The sequence below is a fragment of the Mesorhizobium sp. M4B.F.Ca.ET.143.01.1.1 genome (assembly GCF_004792275.1).
Classification (GTDB): Bacteria; Pseudomonadota; Alphaproteobacteria; order Rhizobiales; family Rhizobiaceae; genus Mesorhizobium; species Mesorhizobium abyssinicae.
In genome coordinates, this window is the sequence record NZ_SRSR01000002.1 from 626485 (window position 1) to 644181 (window position 17697).

Annotated in this window: 19 protein-coding genes and 1 pseudogene; 7 read left to right on the forward strand and 13 right to left on the reverse strand. The window is 64.6% G+C overall.

Translation table 11 applies throughout. From position 1 onward, the window contains the following. Window positions 1-10: 10 nt before the first annotated feature. Entirely contained in the window at window positions 11-733 is a 723-nt protein-coding gene (locus EN786_RS07220) for a hypothetical protein (protein ID WP_127310157.1), read from the reverse strand. A gap of 128 nt (window positions 734-861) precedes the next feature. Between EN786_RS07220 and thrC the strand changes: the two genes are divergently transcribed. The 4 genes from thrC to EN786_RS07240 are packed head-to-tail and all read left to right on the forward strand — an operon-like array spanning window position 862 to window position 7070. Next, the gene (thrC, locus tag EN786_RS07225; RefSeq protein WP_127310156.1) at window positions 862-2259 is read left to right on the forward strand and encodes a threonine synthase; all 1398 of its coding nucleotides are present in this window, start codon (window positions 862-864) and stop codon (window positions 2257-2259) included. A 14-nt stretch (window positions 2260-2273) separates the two neighbouring features. Continuing rightward, window positions 2274-3566 carry a pitrilysin family protein gene (locus EN786_RS07230; protein WP_127282492.1) on the forward strand — a complete coding sequence of 431 codons (1293 nt, stop codon included), beginning with the start codon at window positions 2274-2276 and terminating at the stop codon, window positions 3564-3566. A gap of 15 nt (window positions 3567-3581) precedes the next feature. Next, the gene (locus tag EN786_RS07235) at window positions 3582-4178 is read left to right on the forward strand and encodes a GNAT family protein (RefSeq protein ID WP_127282493.1); all 597 of its coding nucleotides are present in this window, start codon (window positions 3582-3584) and stop codon (window positions 4176-4178) included. A gap of 3 nt (window positions 4179-4181) precedes the next feature. Then, on the forward strand, window positions 4182-7070 hold the full coding sequence (locus tag EN786_RS07240) for an EAL domain-containing protein (RefSeq protein ID WP_189340471.1): 2889 nt from the start codon (window positions 4182-4184) through the stop codon (window positions 7068-7070). On the opposite strand, the gene EN786_RS07245 is transcribed toward EN786_RS07240, so the two are convergent. Further along, window positions 7071-7679, reverse strand: a complete 609-nt coding sequence (locus EN786_RS07245; RefSeq protein WP_127282495.1) for a YqgE/AlgH family protein — start codon at window positions 7677-7679, stop codon at window positions 7071-7073. It lies immediately after the preceding gene. Between the two features lie 181 nt (window positions 7680-7860). Between EN786_RS07245 and EN786_RS07250 the strand changes: the two genes are divergently transcribed. From EN786_RS07250 to EN786_RS07260, 3 genes are all read left to right on the forward strand, one after another. Continuing rightward, entirely contained in the window at window positions 7861-8667 is an 807-nt protein-coding gene (locus EN786_RS07250; protein ID WP_127310155.1) for a protein-disulfide reductase DsbD domain-containing protein, read from the forward strand. Between the two features lie 118 nt (window positions 8668-8785). Then, window positions 8786-9265, forward strand: coding sequence for a peroxiredoxin (locus tag EN786_RS07255; protein ID WP_127282497.1), 480 nt, complete (start codon window positions 8786-8788; stop codon window positions 9263-9265). Window positions 9266-9348: 83 nt separating this feature from the next. Next, entirely contained in the window at window positions 9349-9825 is a 477-nt protein-coding gene (locus tag EN786_RS07260) for a DUF2938 domain-containing protein (RefSeq protein WP_127282498.1), read from the forward strand. Window positions 9826-9841: 16 nt separating this feature from the next. On the opposite strand, the gene EN786_RS07265 is transcribed toward EN786_RS07260, so the two are convergent. The 11 genes and pseudogenes from EN786_RS07265 to EN786_RS07315 form a co-directional block, all read right to left on the reverse strand. After that, window positions 9842-10504: a hypothetical protein gene (locus tag EN786_RS07265; protein ID WP_127282499.1), complete on the reverse strand. Its 663-nt coding sequence runs from the start codon at window positions 10502-10504 to the stop codon at window positions 9842-9844. Between the two features lie 99 nt (window positions 10505-10603). Then, a pseudogene (locus tag EN786_RS07270) lies at window positions 10604-11196 on the reverse strand (histidine phosphatase family protein). 41 nt (window positions 11197-11237) lie between these two features. Next, entirely contained in the window at window positions 11238-11768 is a 531-nt protein-coding gene (gene rnhA / locus EN786_RS07275; protein WP_127282501.1) for a ribonuclease HI, read from the reverse strand. Beyond that, the gene (locus tag EN786_RS07280) at window positions 11765-12727 is read right to left on the reverse strand and encodes a homoserine kinase (protein ID WP_127311610.1); all 963 of its coding nucleotides are present in this window, start codon (window positions 12725-12727) and stop codon (window positions 11765-11767) included. The genes rnhA and EN786_RS07280 overlap by 4 nt, the downstream gene beginning before the upstream one ends. A gap of 7 nt (window positions 12728-12734) precedes the next feature. Continuing rightward, complete coding sequence (ispH, locus tag EN786_RS07285; protein WP_127311611.1) at window positions 12735-13739, reverse strand: 4-hydroxy-3-methylbut-2-enyl diphosphate reductase; 1005 nt, start codon at window positions 13737-13739, stop codon at window positions 12735-12737. A 95-nt stretch (window positions 13740-13834) separates the two neighbouring features. Further along, complete coding sequence (locus EN786_RS07290) at window positions 13835-14590, reverse strand: SURF1 family protein (protein WP_189340657.1); 756 nt, start codon at window positions 14588-14590, stop codon at window positions 13835-13837. Continuing rightward, window positions 14587-14973: a DUF983 domain-containing protein gene (locus EN786_RS07295; RefSeq protein WP_135908111.1), complete on the reverse strand. Its 387-nt coding sequence runs from the start codon at window positions 14971-14973 to the stop codon at window positions 14587-14589. The genes EN786_RS07290 and EN786_RS07295 overlap by 4 nt, the downstream gene beginning before the upstream one ends. 82 nt (window positions 14974-15055) lie before the next feature. After that, window positions 15056-15937, reverse strand: coding sequence for a cytochrome c oxidase subunit 3 (locus tag EN786_RS07300; protein ID WP_127311965.1), 882 nt, complete (start codon window positions 15935-15937; stop codon window positions 15056-15058). 1 nt (window position 15938) lies between these two features. Continuing rightward, the gene (locus EN786_RS07305; protein WP_127311964.1) at window positions 15939-16568 is read right to left on the reverse strand and encodes a cytochrome c oxidase assembly protein; all 630 of its coding nucleotides are present in this window, start codon (window positions 16566-16568) and stop codon (window positions 15939-15941) included. Between the two features lie 8 nt (window positions 16569-16576). After that, a complete protein-coding gene (locus EN786_RS07310) occupies window positions 16577-16738 on the reverse strand; it encodes a hypothetical protein (protein WP_127282507.1) in 162 nt (53 codons plus the stop codon). Between the two features lie 2 nt (window positions 16739-16740). Then, entirely contained in the window at window positions 16741-17685 is a 945-nt protein-coding gene (locus EN786_RS07315) for a heme o synthase (protein ID WP_127282508.1), read from the reverse strand. Between the last annotated feature and the right edge of the window lie 12 nt (window positions 17686-17697).

Below are 17697 nucleotides of genomic sequence, written 5' to 3' on the forward strand. Positions count from 1 at the left end.
CCAGCCCACCTCAGTTTGTCGCCGGAGCGGCCTTTTTCTTCCGCTTGCCCTTGTCGGTCGCGGCTTTCGGCGTGTTTTCGTCATAGCCGGCAAAGGCCTGGTAGTCCTTGGCGGTCGGTTCCGGCACCACGACGTTCTGGTCGGTGAAGACGAACTGCGTCGCGGCCGACGGGTCGGAGACCTGGACCCGGTACTGGTGGATCTGCGAGTAGAGCACATCGGTGCCGTGCATCACCGCGACGCGGATCGGCATGGTGATGGTGCCGGGCGCGAACATCGGCCCCGGCACGACCTTGCCGGCCACCGCTATCTTCATCGACAGCTGACCGTTGGCGCGCATGCAATCGCGGGTCACGTCGGTGATCGAGGCCTGATAGATGACCTTGGCGGGATCGCGATCGGGATCGACAATAGTGCCATCAGGCGCGGTCTGGGCGGCGGCGGCCTCGGCGTCCTGCGCGGCGTCGGCCTTCTTCCTGGGCTTGGCGCCGCCCTTGGCATAGGTGTTGAAGTAGGCGGTGCCGTCGCGCAGCGTCACTTTCGGGCAATAGGCCTCCAACTGGCTGGCAAGCACCTTGGGGTCCTGCGGCGGCGGTGGCGCCTGGGTGTCCTTCTTGCCCAGACCAAAGCTCAGTATGCCATTGTCGCTCGATTGGCAGCCGGCGGCGGCAAGCATAAAGCCGGCAAGCGCCAGACCCGCGACAAAACGACGGTTGACCGAATGAAACGCCATGAACTCCACTTCCCTCTCGCAAAGCTGGTGACGTATATCAACGGCGCGGCGAAAATGCGACTGAGCCGGCTCGGAAAATTAACCAATTGGCGGTGGATGAACCCGCCGGCTGCAATGGACTTGTGACGATGCAATATGTGAGTACCCGCGGGGACGCGCCCGTGCTTGGATTTTCCGACGCGGTGCTGGCCGGGCTGGCCCGCGACGGCGGGCTCTATGTGCCACGCGAATGGCCGCAGTTTTCCGCCGCCGACATCGGCGCCATGCGCGGCCTCGCCTATCCCGACCTTGCCATTCGCGTGCTGACGCCGTTCCTGGGCGGCGAGATCGCGGCGCCCGTCTTCGAGCGGCTGGTGCGCGAGGCCTATGCCACCTTCCGTCACGAGGCCGTCTGCCCGCTGGTGCAGACCGGGGCGAACACTTTCGTGCTCGAACTCTTCCACGGCCCGACGCTCGCCTTCAAGGACGTCGCGATGCAACTGCTGGCGCGGCTGATGGACCATGTGCTGGCGGAGCGCGGCCAGCGCGCCACCATCGTCGGCGCCACCTCTGGCGACACCGGCGGCGCCGCGATAGATGCTTTCGCCGGCCGCGACCGCACCGACATCTTCATCCTTTTCCCGCACGGCAAGGTCTCGCCGGTGCAGCAGCGGCAGATGACGACGTCAAGCGCGGCGAACGTGCATGCACTGTCGATCGAAGGCAATTTCGACGATTGCCAGGGCCTGGTGAAGGACATGTTCAACGACCACGGTTTTCGCGACCGGGTCTCGTTGTCGGGCGTCAATTCGATCAACTGGGCACGCATCATGGCCCAAATCGTCTATTATTTCTCCTCGGCGCTGTCGCTCGGCGCGCCCGACCGGCCGGTGTCGTTTACCGTGCCGACCGGCAATTTCGGCGATATCTTCGCCGGTTATGCCGCGAAAAGAATGGGATTGCCGATCGATCGGCTGATCATCGCCACCAATGACAACGACATATTGGCGCGCACGCTGGCGAGCGGCGAATACCGCACCAAGGGCGTGTTCGCCACGACCTCGCCGTCGATGGACATCCAGGTGTCGTCGAACTTCGAGCGCCTGCTGTTCGAGGCGGCCGGCCGCGATGCCGAGACCGTGCGGCGCTACATGAACGGGCTGAAGCAGTCCGGCGCCTTCACCATCGAGGCGGGCGAAATCGCGAAGATCCGCGCCGAATTCGACGCCGGCCGTTCAAGTGTCGACGAGGTCGCCGCCACCATCCGTTCGACGCTCGCGGCGAGCAACTATCTGCTCGACCCGCACACGGCGGCGGCCGTGCACGTTGCCGCCGGCAAGGTCGATGGCGCAGTCCCCATGGTGGTGCTGGGCACCGCCCATCCAGCCAAGTTCCCGGCCGCGGTCGAGGCCGCCAGCGGCATCACGCCGGCCCTGCCGGCATGGCTGGGCGCATTGATGACAGCCGACGAAAAATACACGGTACTTCCCTCCGACCTGAAAATGGTGGAAGATTACGTCGGACGCCACACGCGGGCGGCGCGTTAAGGAGTACTTGCCATATGGGTGTTGAGGTAAGCCGTCTGTCGAACGGCCTGACAGTCGCAACCGAAACCCTTCCAAGCCTCGAATCCGTTGCCCTCGGTGCCTGGGTCAAGTCGGGCGCACGCAATGAGCGTGAGGAAGAGCACGGAATGGCCCATTTGCTCGAGCATATGGCCTTCAAGGGCACGAAAAGGCGCACCGCCTTCGAGATCGCCTCGGAAATCGAGAATGTCGGCGGCGAGATCAACGCCGCCACCAGCGTCGAGACCACCTCCTATTACGCCAGGGTGCTCTCCGACGACGTGCCGCTGGCGGTCGACATCCTGGCAGACATCCTGCAGGAGTCCGAATTCGACCCTGAAGAACTGGAGCGCGAACAGCATGTGATCCTGCAGGAGATCGGCGCCGCGCACGACACGCCCGACGATATCGTCTTCGATCGCTTCACCGAAACCGCCTTCCGCCACCAGACGATCGGCCGCTCGATCCTCGGCACGCCGGAAACGGTCAAATCCTTCACCTCCAAGCAGCTGCACAATTTCATCGAGCGCCAGTACGGCGCCGAGCGCATGGTGGTCGTGGCCGCCGGCGACATCAAGCACGACAATTTCGTGCGCGAGGTGGAGAAGCGGCTCGGCGGCTTCCGCGCCAAGGCCGAGAGCAGCATTCCGCAATACGCGCAATATGTCGGCGGCGACTTCCGCGAGGATCGCGACCTGATGGACGCGCAGATCGTGCTCGGCTTCGAGGGCCGCGCCTACCATGTGCGCGATTTCTATGCCTCGCAGGTGCTGTCGATGATCCTCGGCGGCGGCATGTCGTCGAGGCTGTTCCAGGAGGTGCGCGAGAAACGCGGCCTGTGCTACTCGGTCTACGCGTTCCACTGGGGCTTTTCCGACACCGGCATATTCGGCGTGCACGCCGCGACAGGGCAGAGCGATATCGCCAAGCTGGTGCCGGTCATCATCGACGAATTGCAGAAGGCCGGCGAGAACATCCTGCAGGAGGAGCTCGACCGGGCGCGCGCGCAATACCGCGCCGGTTTGATCATGTCGGCCGAAAGCCCGGCCAGCCGCGCCTCGCAGATCGCCAGGCAATTGCTGCTGTTCGGCCGGCCGATCGCCAAGGAAGAGCTGATGGAACGGCTGGCGGCGCTCACCACCGAGCGGCTGACCGATCTCTCGTCGCGGCTGTTTTCGACCAAGCCGACGCTCACCGCCGTCGGACCCGTGGGGACGCTGGCGCCCTATGAGGCGATTCTCGATTCGCTTTCGGGTCCGCAGACGACGGCCCGCAAGCTCGCCGTCTAGTCCTGCTCAAGCGCCATGTTCGCGCTCCCTTTCTTTCGCCGCGACCTGCCGGCACTGAAGGGCGACAAGGTCACGCTGCGCGTGCCGCTGACCAACGACTATCGTGATTGGTCGACGCTGCGCGGTGAAAGCCGCGCCTTCCTGGAGCCGTGGGAGCCGCGCTGGACGCCGGACGAGCTCGACCGCACGGCATGGCGGCTGCGCATCAGCCGCTATCGCGAGGATTACGCGCAAGGCACCGCGATCGCCTTCTTCATCTTCGAGAAGTCGAGCGGCAAGCTCGCCGGCGGCATCACCCTCGGCAACATCCGCCATGGCGTCGCGCAAAGCGGCCATATCGGCTACTGGATCGGCGAGCGCTATGGCGGCCGCGGCCTGATGACCGAGGCGGTCAAGCTGGTGTCGCGCTTCGCCTTCGATACGCTGAGGTTGCACCGGATCGAAGCGGCCTGTATTCCCGACAACGCCCGGTCGATCCGCGTGCTTGAAAAAGCCGGATTCCGGCGCGAAGGACTTCTGCGATCCTACCTCAGGATCAATGGTATCTGGCAGGATCATTACCTCTACGCCCGGATCGCGGACGATCCGCCGGGCGCTGGAACGAAGGGCTGATTGTTGACGAATTTTTCGCGATTCGCGTCGCTGCTCGCCCTTGTCCTGGCGATGGTCGTTGCGCTCTGCGCAGCCTCGCCGGCGTTCGCCGTCGAGCCGATCAAGATCGCCCGCGACGACGTGGCGCTCGACCTCTCGCGCGCCTTCGATCTGTACCCGAATCAAGGCGAGAATTTCCAGGTCTCGACAGCCCCCGGCCCCGACGGCATCGTAAGGCGCATCGAGGTGGAAGCGAAGGATTCGCGATCGAGTGGCGACTGGGCCGTGTTCGCGCTCGCCAACACCACCGACCAACAACTCGACCGGCTGATCGTGGCGCCGCATTTCCGGCTGGTGAATTCCGGCATCTTCTGGCCCGATCTCGGCGCGACACGTATCGCCGCGATCACGCCCAGCGAAGGCTTCGCGCTCGACCGCCAGACCAGCCCCGATGCCGACGTCTTCCGGGTGACGCTGAACCCCGGCACTGTGGTCACCTTCGTCGCCGAGCTTGCCTCGCCGAAACTGCCGCAGGTCTACCTCTGGGATCCGGAATCCTACAAGGACTCGGTCAATTCCTACACGCTGTTCCGCGGCATCGTCATCGGCATCGCCGGCCTGCTAGCGCTGTTCCTGACCATCCTGTTCGTCGTCAAGGGCACCTCGATGTTCCCGGCGACGGCCGCGCTTGCCTGGGCGGTGCTTGCCTATATCTGCGTCGATTTCGGCTTCCTCAACAAGATCATCGAGATATCGCCCGGCAATGAGCAGATGTGGCGCGCCGGAACGGAGGTGGCGCTGGCGGCGACCTTCGTTGTGTTCCTGTTCGCCTATCTCAACCTCAACCGATGGCACGGCCATTTCAGCTACGGCGCGCTGGTCTGGATCCTCGGTCTGCTCTTGATCGCCGGCGTCGCCATCATCGATCCGGCGGTGGCGGCCGGCATCGCCCGCATCTCGTTCGCGGCAACCGCGCTTACCGGGCTCGGCCTGATCATCTTCCTCGGCATTCGTGGCTATGACCGTGCGATCATGCTGGTGCCGAGTTGGGTTATGGTCTTGCTGTGGCTATGCGGGTCGTGGATGGCGATCACCGGCATGCTCGACAACGATATCGCCCAGCCAGCGCTGGGCGGCGGCCTGATCCTGATCATCCTTCTGATCGGCTTCACCGTCATGCAGCACGCCTTCGCCGGCGGTGGCGCCCATCAGGGCCTGTTCTCCGATCTCGAACGGCAGGCGCTCGCCGTCGCCGGATCGGGCGACATCGTCTGGGACTGGGACGTGCTGCGCGACCGTGTCGTCACCAAGCCAGATGTCAGCCTGCAACTTGGCCTTGCCCCCAACAGCCTTGGCGGGGCGGCCCGCAACTGGCTGCCGGTGCTGCATGCCGACGACCGCGACACCTTCCGCACCACGCTCGACGTTGTGCTGGAGCATCGTCGCGGCCGGGTGGCGCAGAATTTCCGCCTGCGCGGCGCCGACGGCCACTATCATTGGTTCGCGCTGCGCGCCCGCCCAGTGATCGGCTCGGACGGCGAGGTGATCCGCTGCGTCGGCACCATGGTCGACGTGACCGAGCAGAAAAAATCCGAGGAACGGCTGCTGCACGACGCCGTGCACGACAATCTGACCGGCCTGCCGAACCGCGAACTGTTCATGAACCGGCTGGAGGCGATCATCTCGATCGCCCGCACCGAAGACAAGGTGCGGCCGACCGTCTTCGTCATCGACATCGACCGCTTCAAGCAGGTCAATGACGGCCTCGGCATCTCGGCCGGCGACACCATCCTGCTCACCATTGCGCGCCGTCTGCACCGGCTCTTGAAGCCGAAGGATTCGCTGTCGCGCTTTGCCGGCGACCAGTTCGCGCTGATGCTGCTGTCGGAACAGGATCCGGCCCGCATCGCCGCGGTGGCGGACGCCATCAAGCATGCGATCAACAACCCGATCACCTTCGCCAAGCGCGAGATCGTGCTGACCGCCTCGATCGGGCTGATCACCTGGACGACGGCGCAGACCTCGTCCGAGGACATGGTCAAGGACGCCGAGCTCGCCATGCACCAGGCCAAGCGCTTCGGCGGCGACAGGATCGAACCGTTCCGGCCAGCCTTCCGCACCGTCGGCACGGACCGGCTGCAGTTCGAATCCGACCTGCGCCGCGCCATCGAACGGCGTGAATTCACCCTCGCCTACCAGCCGATCGTGCGGCTGGAGGACGGCAGCGTCGCCGGCTTCGAGGCGCTGCTCAGATGGGACCATCCGCGCCGCGGCATGATCCCGCCGGCGGATTTCATTCCCGTCGCCGAGAATTGCGGGCTGATCGTGCAGCTCGGCCTGTTCGCCATGCAGCAGGCGGCCGAGGACCTGGCGACCTGGCAGAAGCAGATCGGCGACGCGCCGCTGTCGGTTTCGGTCAACCTCTCCAGCCGCCAGCTGATCCGCCGCGACCTGGTCAGCGACGTGCGCTCGGTCATCGCGCGCGCCAATCTGAAGCCGCGCTGCTTCCGCCTCGAGCTCACCGAATCGCTGGTGATGGACAATCCCGAGCAGACCTCGCATGTGCTGACCAAGCTGAAGCAGCTCGGCATCGGGCTGTCGCTCGACGATTTCGGCACCGGCTATTCCTCGCTGTCCTACCTGACGCGCTTCCCCTTCGACACGATCAAGATCGACAAGAGCTTCGTCGACGACGCGACGCCGAAACGCGCCGTGCTGCTGAAGTCCATGGTCAACATGGCGCACGAGCTTGGCCTGTCCGTCGTGGCGGAAGGCATCTCGGACGAAAGCGATGCGCTGGAGCTGCGCCAGATGGGCTGCGAATATGTGCAGAGCTTCATGTTCGGCGCGCCGATGCCCGGCGACCAGGTGCTGAAGACGCTGAAGGAACAGTATCCGCTGACGCAGGCCTGATCAGGCGTGGCCGGCGGCCAGGCTGAGATGCGCGAGATCGATGCCGATCGAGGCGAGGATGCGGTCGTATTTGCGCTCGATGTCGGCGTCGAACAGAAGCTCCGGTGTCGCCGGGCAGGTCAGCCAGCCATTCTCGGCGATCTCGCTTTCGAGCTGGCCTGCGCCCCAGCCGGAATAGCCGAGCGCCATCAGCGCATGGCGGGGACCGCGGCCGGACGAGATGGCGCGCAATATGTCGACGGTGGCGGTCAGGCAGATGTCGTCGGAAACGCTGAGCGAGGATTCCACCCGGTAGTCGCCGGAATGCAGGACGAAGCCGCGGCTGCGGTCCACCGGCCCGCCGTTGCGCACGACGAAATCGCGCGCATGCGCCGGCAAGCGGATCGCCTCCTGCTCGTTCATGATGCCGAGCTGCACCAAAAGATCCGGAAACAGCATCTGCTGCGTCTGGTTGATGATCAGGCCCATCGCGCCCTCGTCGCTGTGGGCGCAGATGTAGATGACGGAGCGCGTGAAGCGGTCGTCCTTCATGCCGGGCATGGCAATCAGGAACTGATCGTCGAGAAAGCCGCGTCCGGCGGCCGTCTTCTTGTGGCGCAACAAGTCCATGGATGGGAGGGTAACGCGTTTCCCGGGCGTCGGAAAGATGCGCCGCGCGCGATTTGCGGCCGGCGTGCCGCTGCCGATTGCGCCGCGCGCTTTTTGGCACGCGCACGATGTCACGCAAATATGATACCGAATGGCTGATGAAATCATTGCGCAGCCATGAACTGACGATCAAATCACCGCCATGCAAAGCTTGAAGATCCTGCTGCTCTGCTCCGCCTTTGGATTGGGAACGAGCATTCCCGCCTCGGCCTCCTCCTCGATCTGGTACAACAGCGAAGGCGGCCAGGTGCGGCTCGTCACCAGCGGCAAGCCCGACGAGGCCGGGCACGTGCAGGGCGTGCTCGACATTGCGCTGAAGCCCGGCTGGAAAACCTATTGGCGCGACCCTGGCGATGCCGGCGTGCCGCCGCAGATCGACATTTCGCCGAGCACCAACGTGGCGAGCGCCGCCTTCTCGTTTCCGCCGCCGCAGCGCCATGACGACGGCTACGGCAAATGGGCCGGCTACGACCATCCGGTGTCGCTGCCGGTGACCTTCACGCTGTCGGCCGCCGACCAGCCGGCCATCATCGTGGCCGATGTCTTCCTCGGCATCTGCGAGACGATCTGCATTCCCGTGCAGACGCGACTGACCATCGACCCGGCTTCCGACGCGGACAATGCCAAGGACGCGGCGCAGGTGAAGGCGGCATTCGCGGCGCTGCCGTCGCCGCCACGGCCCGATTTCGGCGTCAACGTGCTGCCGGGCGACCATGAGACGCTGGTCGTCGAAGCGAGCTTCCCGGGCGATCCGGAAGCGGCCGACTTCTTCGTCGCCGGCGAGCGGGACTATATGTTCGGCGCCCCGTTGCGCAGCCAGAAGGACGGCAAGCTGGTGTTCACGGTGCCGATCCTCGACCGGCCGTCGACGACGCCAACCGATGGCGGGCTGCACTACACGCTGACCAGCGCCGACGGCGCGGTCGAGGGTCTGCTGCCCTTCCCGTGACGCAGATCGCAACGTCTCTTGCTCCAGGTGGCCCGGCAGTTGCGGGCGGCATCCGACTTCGCTATCGCAAGGGCACGCGCTGCCCTCCATCTCTCTCAATCATCGAACGAGGTATTCCATGATCTCCGTTGGCGACAAACTGCCCGAAGCGACCTTCAAGACGATGACCGCCGACGGCGCCAAGCCGATCACGGCGGCCGAGATCTTCGCAGGAAAGAAGGTGGTGCTGTTCGGCGTGCCCGGCGCCTTCACGCCGACCTGCAGCAACAACCATTTGCCCGGCTATCTGGAAAACCGTGACGCCATTCTGGCGCGCGGCGTCGACACGATCGCCGTCGTCTCTGTCAACGACGCGCATGTCATGGGCGCCTGGGCGCGCTTCACCGGCGGCGAAGACAAGATCCTCTATCTGGCCGACGGCAGTGGCGACTTCGCCAAGTCGGTCGGTCTCGACAACGACCTTTCGGCAAGCGGCATGGGGCTGCGCTCGAAGCGCTTTTCGATGATCGTCGAAGACGGCAAGGTCACCGCTCTCAACGTCGAGACCAAGCCCGGTGTCGACACGTCGGGCGCTGCTCACATCCTGGAACAGCTCTAGCCCGCAGCCGGGACGAGCCACACACCGCCAAGGATCGCGCCCGACAGCGCTTGGCGTTTCTTGCCTATTGGGGGACCTGACCGATGCTCGACGTGATCTGGCGCAGCGTGGCGATCGGCATTGGCGCCACGGCGTTGATGGATGTCTGGGCCATTTTCCTCCACAAGGCCTTTGCCCAGCCGCGGCCGAACTGGGGGCCGGTCGGCCGCTGGGTCTGGCACCTCAGGAGCAAAATCTTCCACGACGACATCGGCGATGCCGTGCCCTACCGGCATGAAGCGGCGTTGGGCTGGGCTTTCCATTATTTCGTTGGCATCGTCTACGGCATCATCCTGGTCGTGCTGGCCGGAACGGCCTGGCTCACCCAGCCGACTTTCCTGCCGGCCTTCATCCTGGGGATCGTCACCGTCGGCGCCGGCTGGTTCCTGCTTGCGCCTGGCATGGGCGCCGGCTGGGCCGCCTCGAAGCGGCCAAATCCAATGCAGATCCGCGCCCTCAACCTCGTCGCGCACACGGTGTTCGCGCTGGGGCTCTACGGCACCGCCCTGCTGATCCGCTGAGGGACGGCGCGAATGGTCACGATCCGCTGGCGGCGCGTGGCTTCATCGAGGCGACAGTGTCGATGATTTCCTGGCGCAGCGCGCCCTTCTGCGCCTCGAACTGCTCTCGCGTGACGCCCTGACCGCCGGTGGCGGTGACGCCGAATTCCTCCAGCGCGAATTCGTAGCGCGTCTTCCATCTGATCACATGCCCGGTCATCGCCTGGGTGTGCGCCGGCACCGAGCCCGGATGCGCCGGCAGGCCGCACAATTGCGTGGTCCGCGCATCCGCAGCCAGCATGACGACATTCCAGTCGTCGAAGCCGATCAGATCCATCTGGGCATAGAGGAACGCCCCGTGCTCGCCGTCCCAGATCGTGTCGCCGATGACCAGGAAGGGAGCGGCACGGCAATAGCCGTGGCGTGCCGTCATCTCGCTGTTGAAGGTTTCGGTGCGCTGCTGAAGCCGGTACCGGGCAGCTGCAAAAAGGGCGATGTAGTCGTCGGCCGTGCGCATGATGTTGCGCTGGTCGTCCGGCGCGAAGCCGAGTTCGCGCAGCATCGAGCCGATTTTCGGATCGTTCCAGAGTTCCTTGGAGAAGACGCGCGTCACGCCATCGGAATCGGGCGTCGGACGCATCATCTTCTTGAGGTCGGCAAAGCTGTGCTTTTGCTTGCCGAAGGTCCTGCGCCCGAACATCTTCGCAATACCTCGTGCCAGGTCGATCGCGGCAGTCTATCGCGTCACGCGTAAAATTGAATTTAATCCGAAGCCTCGATTTGTCCCGGTCCGGCCAACTCAATCATCGAGGCGCGGTGAGGCCCTGTCGATCGGCCGCCATCCCTGGATGAGGCTGTGAGCGCCGATATCGTAGGCGAAATAGTTGCCGCCGCCCGCCGGCTGATCCGCCTCGCGGCTGATTGCCCGCCCAGTAGAGAAAGCAGCAGGAGCGTCCCCACGCCTCCATGGCCGACGAAAGCGGTATCGCCGGGATCGTCGTTGCCGAGCACCGCGTCGACCTCGCTCACGATGCGGCGCTGGGCATCGATGGCCCGCTCCCATCCGCGAATGCTGTCGTTTGGATTGGCGAAGAACTGGTCGGCGACGGCTTCGAACTCCGGCGGCGGCAGGAAACCCGTCGCCGACCGGTCGTTCTCATGCATCCGCTCCCTTACCTCGACCGCGAGGCGCAGACGCGTCGCGAGGATTTCGGCGGTCTCTATCGCCTTGCGTTCAGCCGACGACACGATACGCCGGATCGACCCGATCCAGGGCTGATCGAGCATTGCGACCGCCCTTGCCTTTCCGATGTCGGACAGCCCCCATTCCGGCACCGGAACGTTGGCATCGACCTGAACCTGGGGATGCGTGATGTAGTATGCGATCGGCACGATAGAGGTTCTTCCTGCCGGCGAGCGGACCGCTCCCGCAATCAATAGCTCTGCGTCGAGCGCCGTGCTTTTGCGACCGTCGGTCGTGTTGGCTGTGCCGCCGGCTGCGGCGCGGCAGCAGGCCTGATCGGGCCCTTCTTGAATGGCGCCATGCCTTCGCGAGCGAGCTCGTCGGCGCGCTCGTTCTCGACATGGCCGGCATGACCCTTGACCCAGTTCCAGGTCACCTGATGGCGTCTATTTGCAGCATCGAGGGCCTGCCAGAGCTCGCCGTTCTTGACCGGCTTCTTGTCGGCGGTCTTCCAGCCGTTCTTCTTCCAGCCGTGGATCCACTTGGAAATGCCGTCCATGACGTATTTGCTGTCGGTGTGAAGCTCGACCGCGCAGGGCTCCTTCAGCGCTTCAAGCGCGGAGATGGCGGCCAGCAGTTCCATGCGGTTGTTGGTGGTCTCGGCCTCGCCGCCCGACAGTTCCTTGGTCTTGCCGTTGAAGCGAAGGATGGCGCCCCAGCCGCCAGGGCCCGGATTGCCCGAGCAGGCGCCGTCGGTGAAGATTTCAACATGCTTGGTCATAGCAATCCGTATTCGGAAGGAGATCTGATCGCCCGATGGAAGCGCATGCGGCGGATGTATTCGGTCGGGTCGCGCTTCATCACCAGCCCGCCATTGGGAATGGTCAGCCAGTCGTAGAGCCGGGTCAACATGAAGCGCAGCGCCGAGCCGCGCGCCAGCATCGGCAGCGCCGCCTTCTCGTCGCCGGAAAGCTGCCGCACGCTCTGGTAACCGGCGAGCAGCGCCGTGCCCTTGGTCAGATTGAAGGAAAAATCCTTCTCGAAGCACCAGGCGTTGAGGCAGGTGGCAACGTCATAGGCGTAGAGGTCGTCGCAGGCGAAATAGAAATCGATCAGGCCGGACAATTTCTCGCCGAGAAAGAAGACATTGTCCGGGAAAAGGTCGGCATGGATGATGCCTTCCGGCAGGTCCTTCGGCCAGTTGCGCTCGAAATCGGCGAAATCGGCATCGACCTCGGCCGCCAAGCCCGGCTCAACCTCGTCGGCACGGTCGCGAGAAGCGTCCCACAATTTGCGCCAGCCATCGATGGCGAGCGCATTCGGGCGCCGCATGGCAAAATCCCGGCCGGCGAGATGGAGTTCGGCCAGCGCCTTGCCGACCTCGCCGCAATGCGCCGCTGTCGGCCGCCGCAGCGACAGACCTTCGAGGAAGGTAATGATGACGGCGGGCCGGCCGGCGAGTTGGCCGATGACGGCGCCGTCATGCGCGGTGACCGGCAGCGGGCAGGAAATGCCCTTTCTCGCCAGATGGCCCATCAGGCCGAGGAAGAACGGCAGGTCGGCCTTGTCGACGCGCTTCTCGTAGAGCGTCAGGATGTAGGAACCGCTGGTGGCGTGCAGCAGGAAGTTGGAATTCTCGGTGCCTTCGGCGATGCCCTTGTAGGACAGGAGCTCGCCGACCGGATAGGCCTTCAGGAACGCGCCGAGCTCGCCCTCGTTGACATCGGTATAGACGGCCATGGGCTGTTCACGCGGCTCCGTTGACGAAGGCCATGTCGGCCGCCGTCAGTTCGACATCGCGCAGAACCCGCATCACCGGAAAGTCCTCCGTTTCGGTCGCCGTCACCGCCAGTTCGATCGTCACGTCGAAGCGCTGCCGGAAGGCATCGATGATCTCGTCGACGATGATCTCGGGCGCCGAGGCGCCCGCCGATAGGCCGAGCGTCGAGATGTTGGCGATGTCATTCCACGGAATCTCGGCGGCACGCTGCACGAGAAGCGACATCTTGGCGCCGGCGCGTTCGGCGACCTCGACAAGACGCCGCGAATTGGAGGAGTTGGGAGCGCCGACGATCAGATAGAGATCGGCGCCGGCGGCGGTCTCCTTCACCGCCTCCTGGCGGTTGGTGGTGGCATAGCAAATCGATTCGGCGGCCGGCGCGTGCAGCTCTGGAAAGCGCTGCTCTAGCGCCCGGATGATGCCGGCGGTGTCCTCGACCGAGAGCGTCGTCTGGGTGACGAAGCCGAGGGCTGCGGGGTCGGCCGGCTCGAAGACGGCGGCATCGGCCTCGGTCTCGATCAGCGTGACGGCGCCGTCCGGCAATTGGCCCATGGTGCCGATCACCTCCGGGTGGCCGGCGTGGCCGATCAGGAGCACGTGGCGGCCAAGGCGCTGGTGGCGCATCGCCTGCTTGTGCACCTTGGACACCAGCGGGCAGGTGGCGTCGAGGTAGAAGAGACTGCGCGCCTGAGCATCGGCCGGCACCGATTTCGGCACGCCATGCGCTGAAAAGACAACCGGGCTCTGGCGATGCTCCGGAGGGATCTCGGACAGTTCCTCGATGAACACCGCGCCCAGGCTCTGCAGCCCCTCGACGACATAGCGGTTGTGCACGATCTCGTGGCGGACATAGACCGGCGCGCCATACTTCTTCAGCGCCAGCACGACGATCTGGATCGCGCGGTCGACGCCGGCGCAGAAGCCGCGCGGCTGGCAGAGCCTGATCGTCAGCGGTGGCTTTGTCTGAAGCATGATTGCGGACCGGTTGATCGGAACTAACTCAAGCGCGAATACCTAGGGCGCGAAATGAGGCGCGCACCCCTGCCCTGTCAAGGGCAGCGTCTCCATCACCCTGCTTTCGCCGGGCGGCGAAGCCTGAACAACAGGACGCCGGCAAGGGCGGCGGCAAGGCCGTACCAGGTGACGGCGTATTGCAGGTGGCTGTTCGGCAGGTCGATGATGGTGACGCCACCGACCGGCAGACCGCCGGGATTCGGCGTCTTGTCGGCATCGATGAAGAACGGCATCAGTCCGGCCCCGGCGGGCAGGCCGGCGCTCGCAGCCATCGCATCGCGGTCCTTCCAGTAGAAGATGTTCTTTTGCACATCATTGTCGGGAAGCATCATCGAGGGCTTGCCCGCCAGCGGATTGCGGGCGAGCCCGGTAATCGTGACCTTGCCGGCGACCTCGCCATGCGGTCGCTTGGCAGCATCCTTCAGGTCGTAGGGGACGAAGCCGCGGTTGATGAGCACGAAGCGGCCATCGTCGAGCTGCAGGGGCGTGAAGACGTCGAAGCCGGAGGCGCCCTCCCAGGTGGCGAAGAAATGGCGCTCGCCCTGGTGCAGGAAGGTGCCGGTCACCGTCACCGGCGTGTAGTCGACGTCACCTGTGGCTGCGAACTGCTTTTCGAGTTCGGCCAGAGGGCGTGGCGCCGAATGCGTGCGCTGGTCGATGGTCTGGAGCAGGCCGTCCTTCCAGTGCAGGCGCTGGACCTGCCAGGTGCCAAGGCCGATCAGGACGGCGAACAGCGCCATGCCGAGGATGAGCAGCAACGCCCGCTTCGGCCGCGAGCGGCCCGCCGCCACGCCGGATGCCTCGCTCATTGGTCGGTGTCCAGCCTGCCCTCGGCGGCCTTGTTGCGGTACTGCAGCGTCAGGAGCACACCCTTGATCAGCCTGAGCGCCGTCAGGCACAGCGCCAGGGCCAGCGGTATCCAAAGCAGCAGGTGCACCCAGAGCGGCGGCCCGAGCGTCACCTCCATCCACAGCGCCAGGCCGACGACAATGAAGCCAATGATCAGGATGACGAACACGGCAGGCCCGTCGCCGGCATCGGCGAAGGAATAGTCGAGGCCGCAATTGACGCAGCGCTTGCCGACGCTGAGGAAGCCCGAAAACAACTTGCCCTCGCCGCAGCGCGGGCAGCGGCCGCGCAGGCCGGCCGAGATCGGCTCGATCGGTGGCCAGATGGCCTTGTCCTCGCTCATTGCAGGCATCCTAGATCATTACGAGCAAAAGATAAGGCGGCCACGTCGCCGCAGCCGCCTCGTCACATTCCTCGGACTGCTGTCAGTGGGCTTCGATCATCGCGCCGTTCGAGGCCCAGACGTAGATGGCGCTGAACAGGAACAGCCAGACCACGTCGACGAAGTGCCAGTACCAGGCAGCCGCCTCGAAACCGAAATGCTGCTTCGGGGTGAAGTCGCCCTTCATCGCGCGCACCAGGCAGACCAGCAGGAAGATGGTGCCGATGATGACGTGGAAGCCGTGGAAGCCGGTGGCCATGAAGAAGGTGGCGCCGTAGATGGAATCCTTGAAGCCGAACGGCGCGTGCATGTACTCGTAGGCCTGCACCATGGTGAACAGCATGCCGAGGCCGACAGTCAGCACCAGGCCGTTGATCAGGCCCTTGCGGTCGCCATGCATGAGCGAATGGTGCGCCCAGGTCACCGTCGTGCCCGACAGAAGCAGGATGATGGTGTTGTAGAGCGGCAGGTGGAAGGGGTCGAGGACCTCCATGCCCTTCGGCGGCCAGACGCCGCCGGTAAAGGCGGTGCGGGCATATTGCTGCGTCTCGCCCGGAAACAGGCTGGCGTCGAAGAAGGCCCAGAACCAGGCGACGAAGAACATCACCTCGGAAGCGATGAACATGATCATGCCGTAGCGCAGATGCAGCGACACGACGCGGGTGTGATGGCCCTCATGCGCTTCCTTGATGGTGTCGGACCACCAGGCGAACATGGTGTAGATCACGATCAGGAGGCCGATGAAGAAGAGCCACGGATTGGCGATGTTGTGGCCGAAGATCGGGAAGCTGCCGGCCTTCAGATACTGCATCAGGCAGACGCCGCCGATGGCGGTCACCAGGGCGCCGACGGAGCCCAGGAACGGCCACGGGCTGGGGTCGACGAGATGGTAGTCGTGCTGTGGTTTTGCGTGTGCGTCTGCCATATCAACCCCCGAGGCTTGCTTCGGTATTCGGAACTTTGTTGGTGCTTTGGGCCGGCGCCGACGATGCGACGGGCTTGTTCTTGTCGACCGGGAACATGGTGTAGGACAGGGTGATGGTCTTCAAGTCCTTCAGTTCCGGCACGTTGACGATGTCGGGATCTACATAGAACACGACCGGCATGTCCAGCGATTCACCGGGCTTCAGCGTCGTGTCGGTGAAGCAGAAGCACTCCACCTTGTTGAAGTAGGGACCGGCCAGTTCAGGCTGCACGTTGAAGGTGGCGCGGCCGGCGAAGGGGCGGTCGAACTTGTTGGTGGCGCTGAAATGCGCCTGCACCGTCTCGCCGATCTTGATGGTGACCGAGCGGGCGACCGGCTGGAACTCCCAAGGAACCCCGGCGGTGTTGGCGTCGAAGCGGACGGTGATGTCGCGGTCGAGCACCCGGTCGGCATATTGCTGGGTGGCGCGCTTGACCGTGCCGCCATAGCCGGTGGCCTGGCAGAACATGGTGTAGAGCGGCACTGCGGCATAGGCCATGCCGATCATGCCGCCGAAGAAGGCGATGCAGACGCCGGCGACGACGCGGTTGGTGTTCTTCTTGGTGGGATCGGTGACCGTTTCGCGCGCCATGATCGACCTCACATCGTCCCGGAGAGATTGTGGCCGAACTTAACGATGGTGGCGATGTAGAAGATGATGACCAGCACCGCCAGCGCCACGCCGATGGCGACCGAGCGGCTGCGGCGCGCCTTCTGCTGGCGTTCGGTCAGCGTTACGAGCTCGAGGTTCTTGTCGGCCACGATCAAATCCCCCCCATGGCGAGCGCGCGCCCGACCACGCAGTCGGCGAGGTAGACGGCGAAGATGGCAAAGAGATAGAGCAACGAATAACCGAACAGCGCCTTGGCCGGCTTCATCTCCTTGTCGTCATCGGCCATGCCAAGCACTTTCCAGGCGTACCAGACGAAGCCGGCGCCAAGCACGGCGGCAACGGCGCCATAGGCTGCCGTGGTGAAACCAAGCGCCCAGGGCAGCACGCCAACCGGCGACAGGATGACCGAATAGGCGAAGATCTGGCGGCGGGTCGAGGCCTGCCCGGCGACGTTCGGCATCATCGGGATGCCGGCGCGCTGATAGTCCTCGGACTTGAACAGCGCGAGCGCCCAGAAATGCGGCGGCGTCCACAGGAAGATGATCAGGAACAGGATCAGGCTTTCCAGGCTGACATTGCCGGTCACCGCCGCCCAGCCGATGACCGGCGGGAAGGCGCCGGCCGCACCGCCGATGACGATGTTCTGCGGCGTCCAGCGCTTCAGCCACATCGTGTAGATGACTGCGTAGAAGACAATGGTGAAGGCAAGAAGCGACGCCGATAGCCAGTTGACCAGCACGCCCAGCGTCATCACCGACAGCACCGACAGCACCAGGCCGAAGCTCAGCGCCTCGCCGGGCGTGACGCGGCCAGCCGGAACCGGACGGCTCTTGGTCCTGGTCATCACCCGATCGATGTCGGCGTCGTACCACATGTTGAGCGCGCCGGAGGCGCCCGCTCCGATAGCGATCGACAGGATGGCGATCACCGCCAGCAGCGGATTGATGGTGACGGGCGCCGCAACCAGGCCGACAAAGGCGGTGAACACCACCAGCGACATGACGCGCGGCTTCAGGAGGGCGAAGAAATCACCCGCCGTCGCTTCCGACATGCGAAAGCCCGCTTCGTCAATCAATCTCTCGTCGACAAGGGCCATGCGTACTTAAAG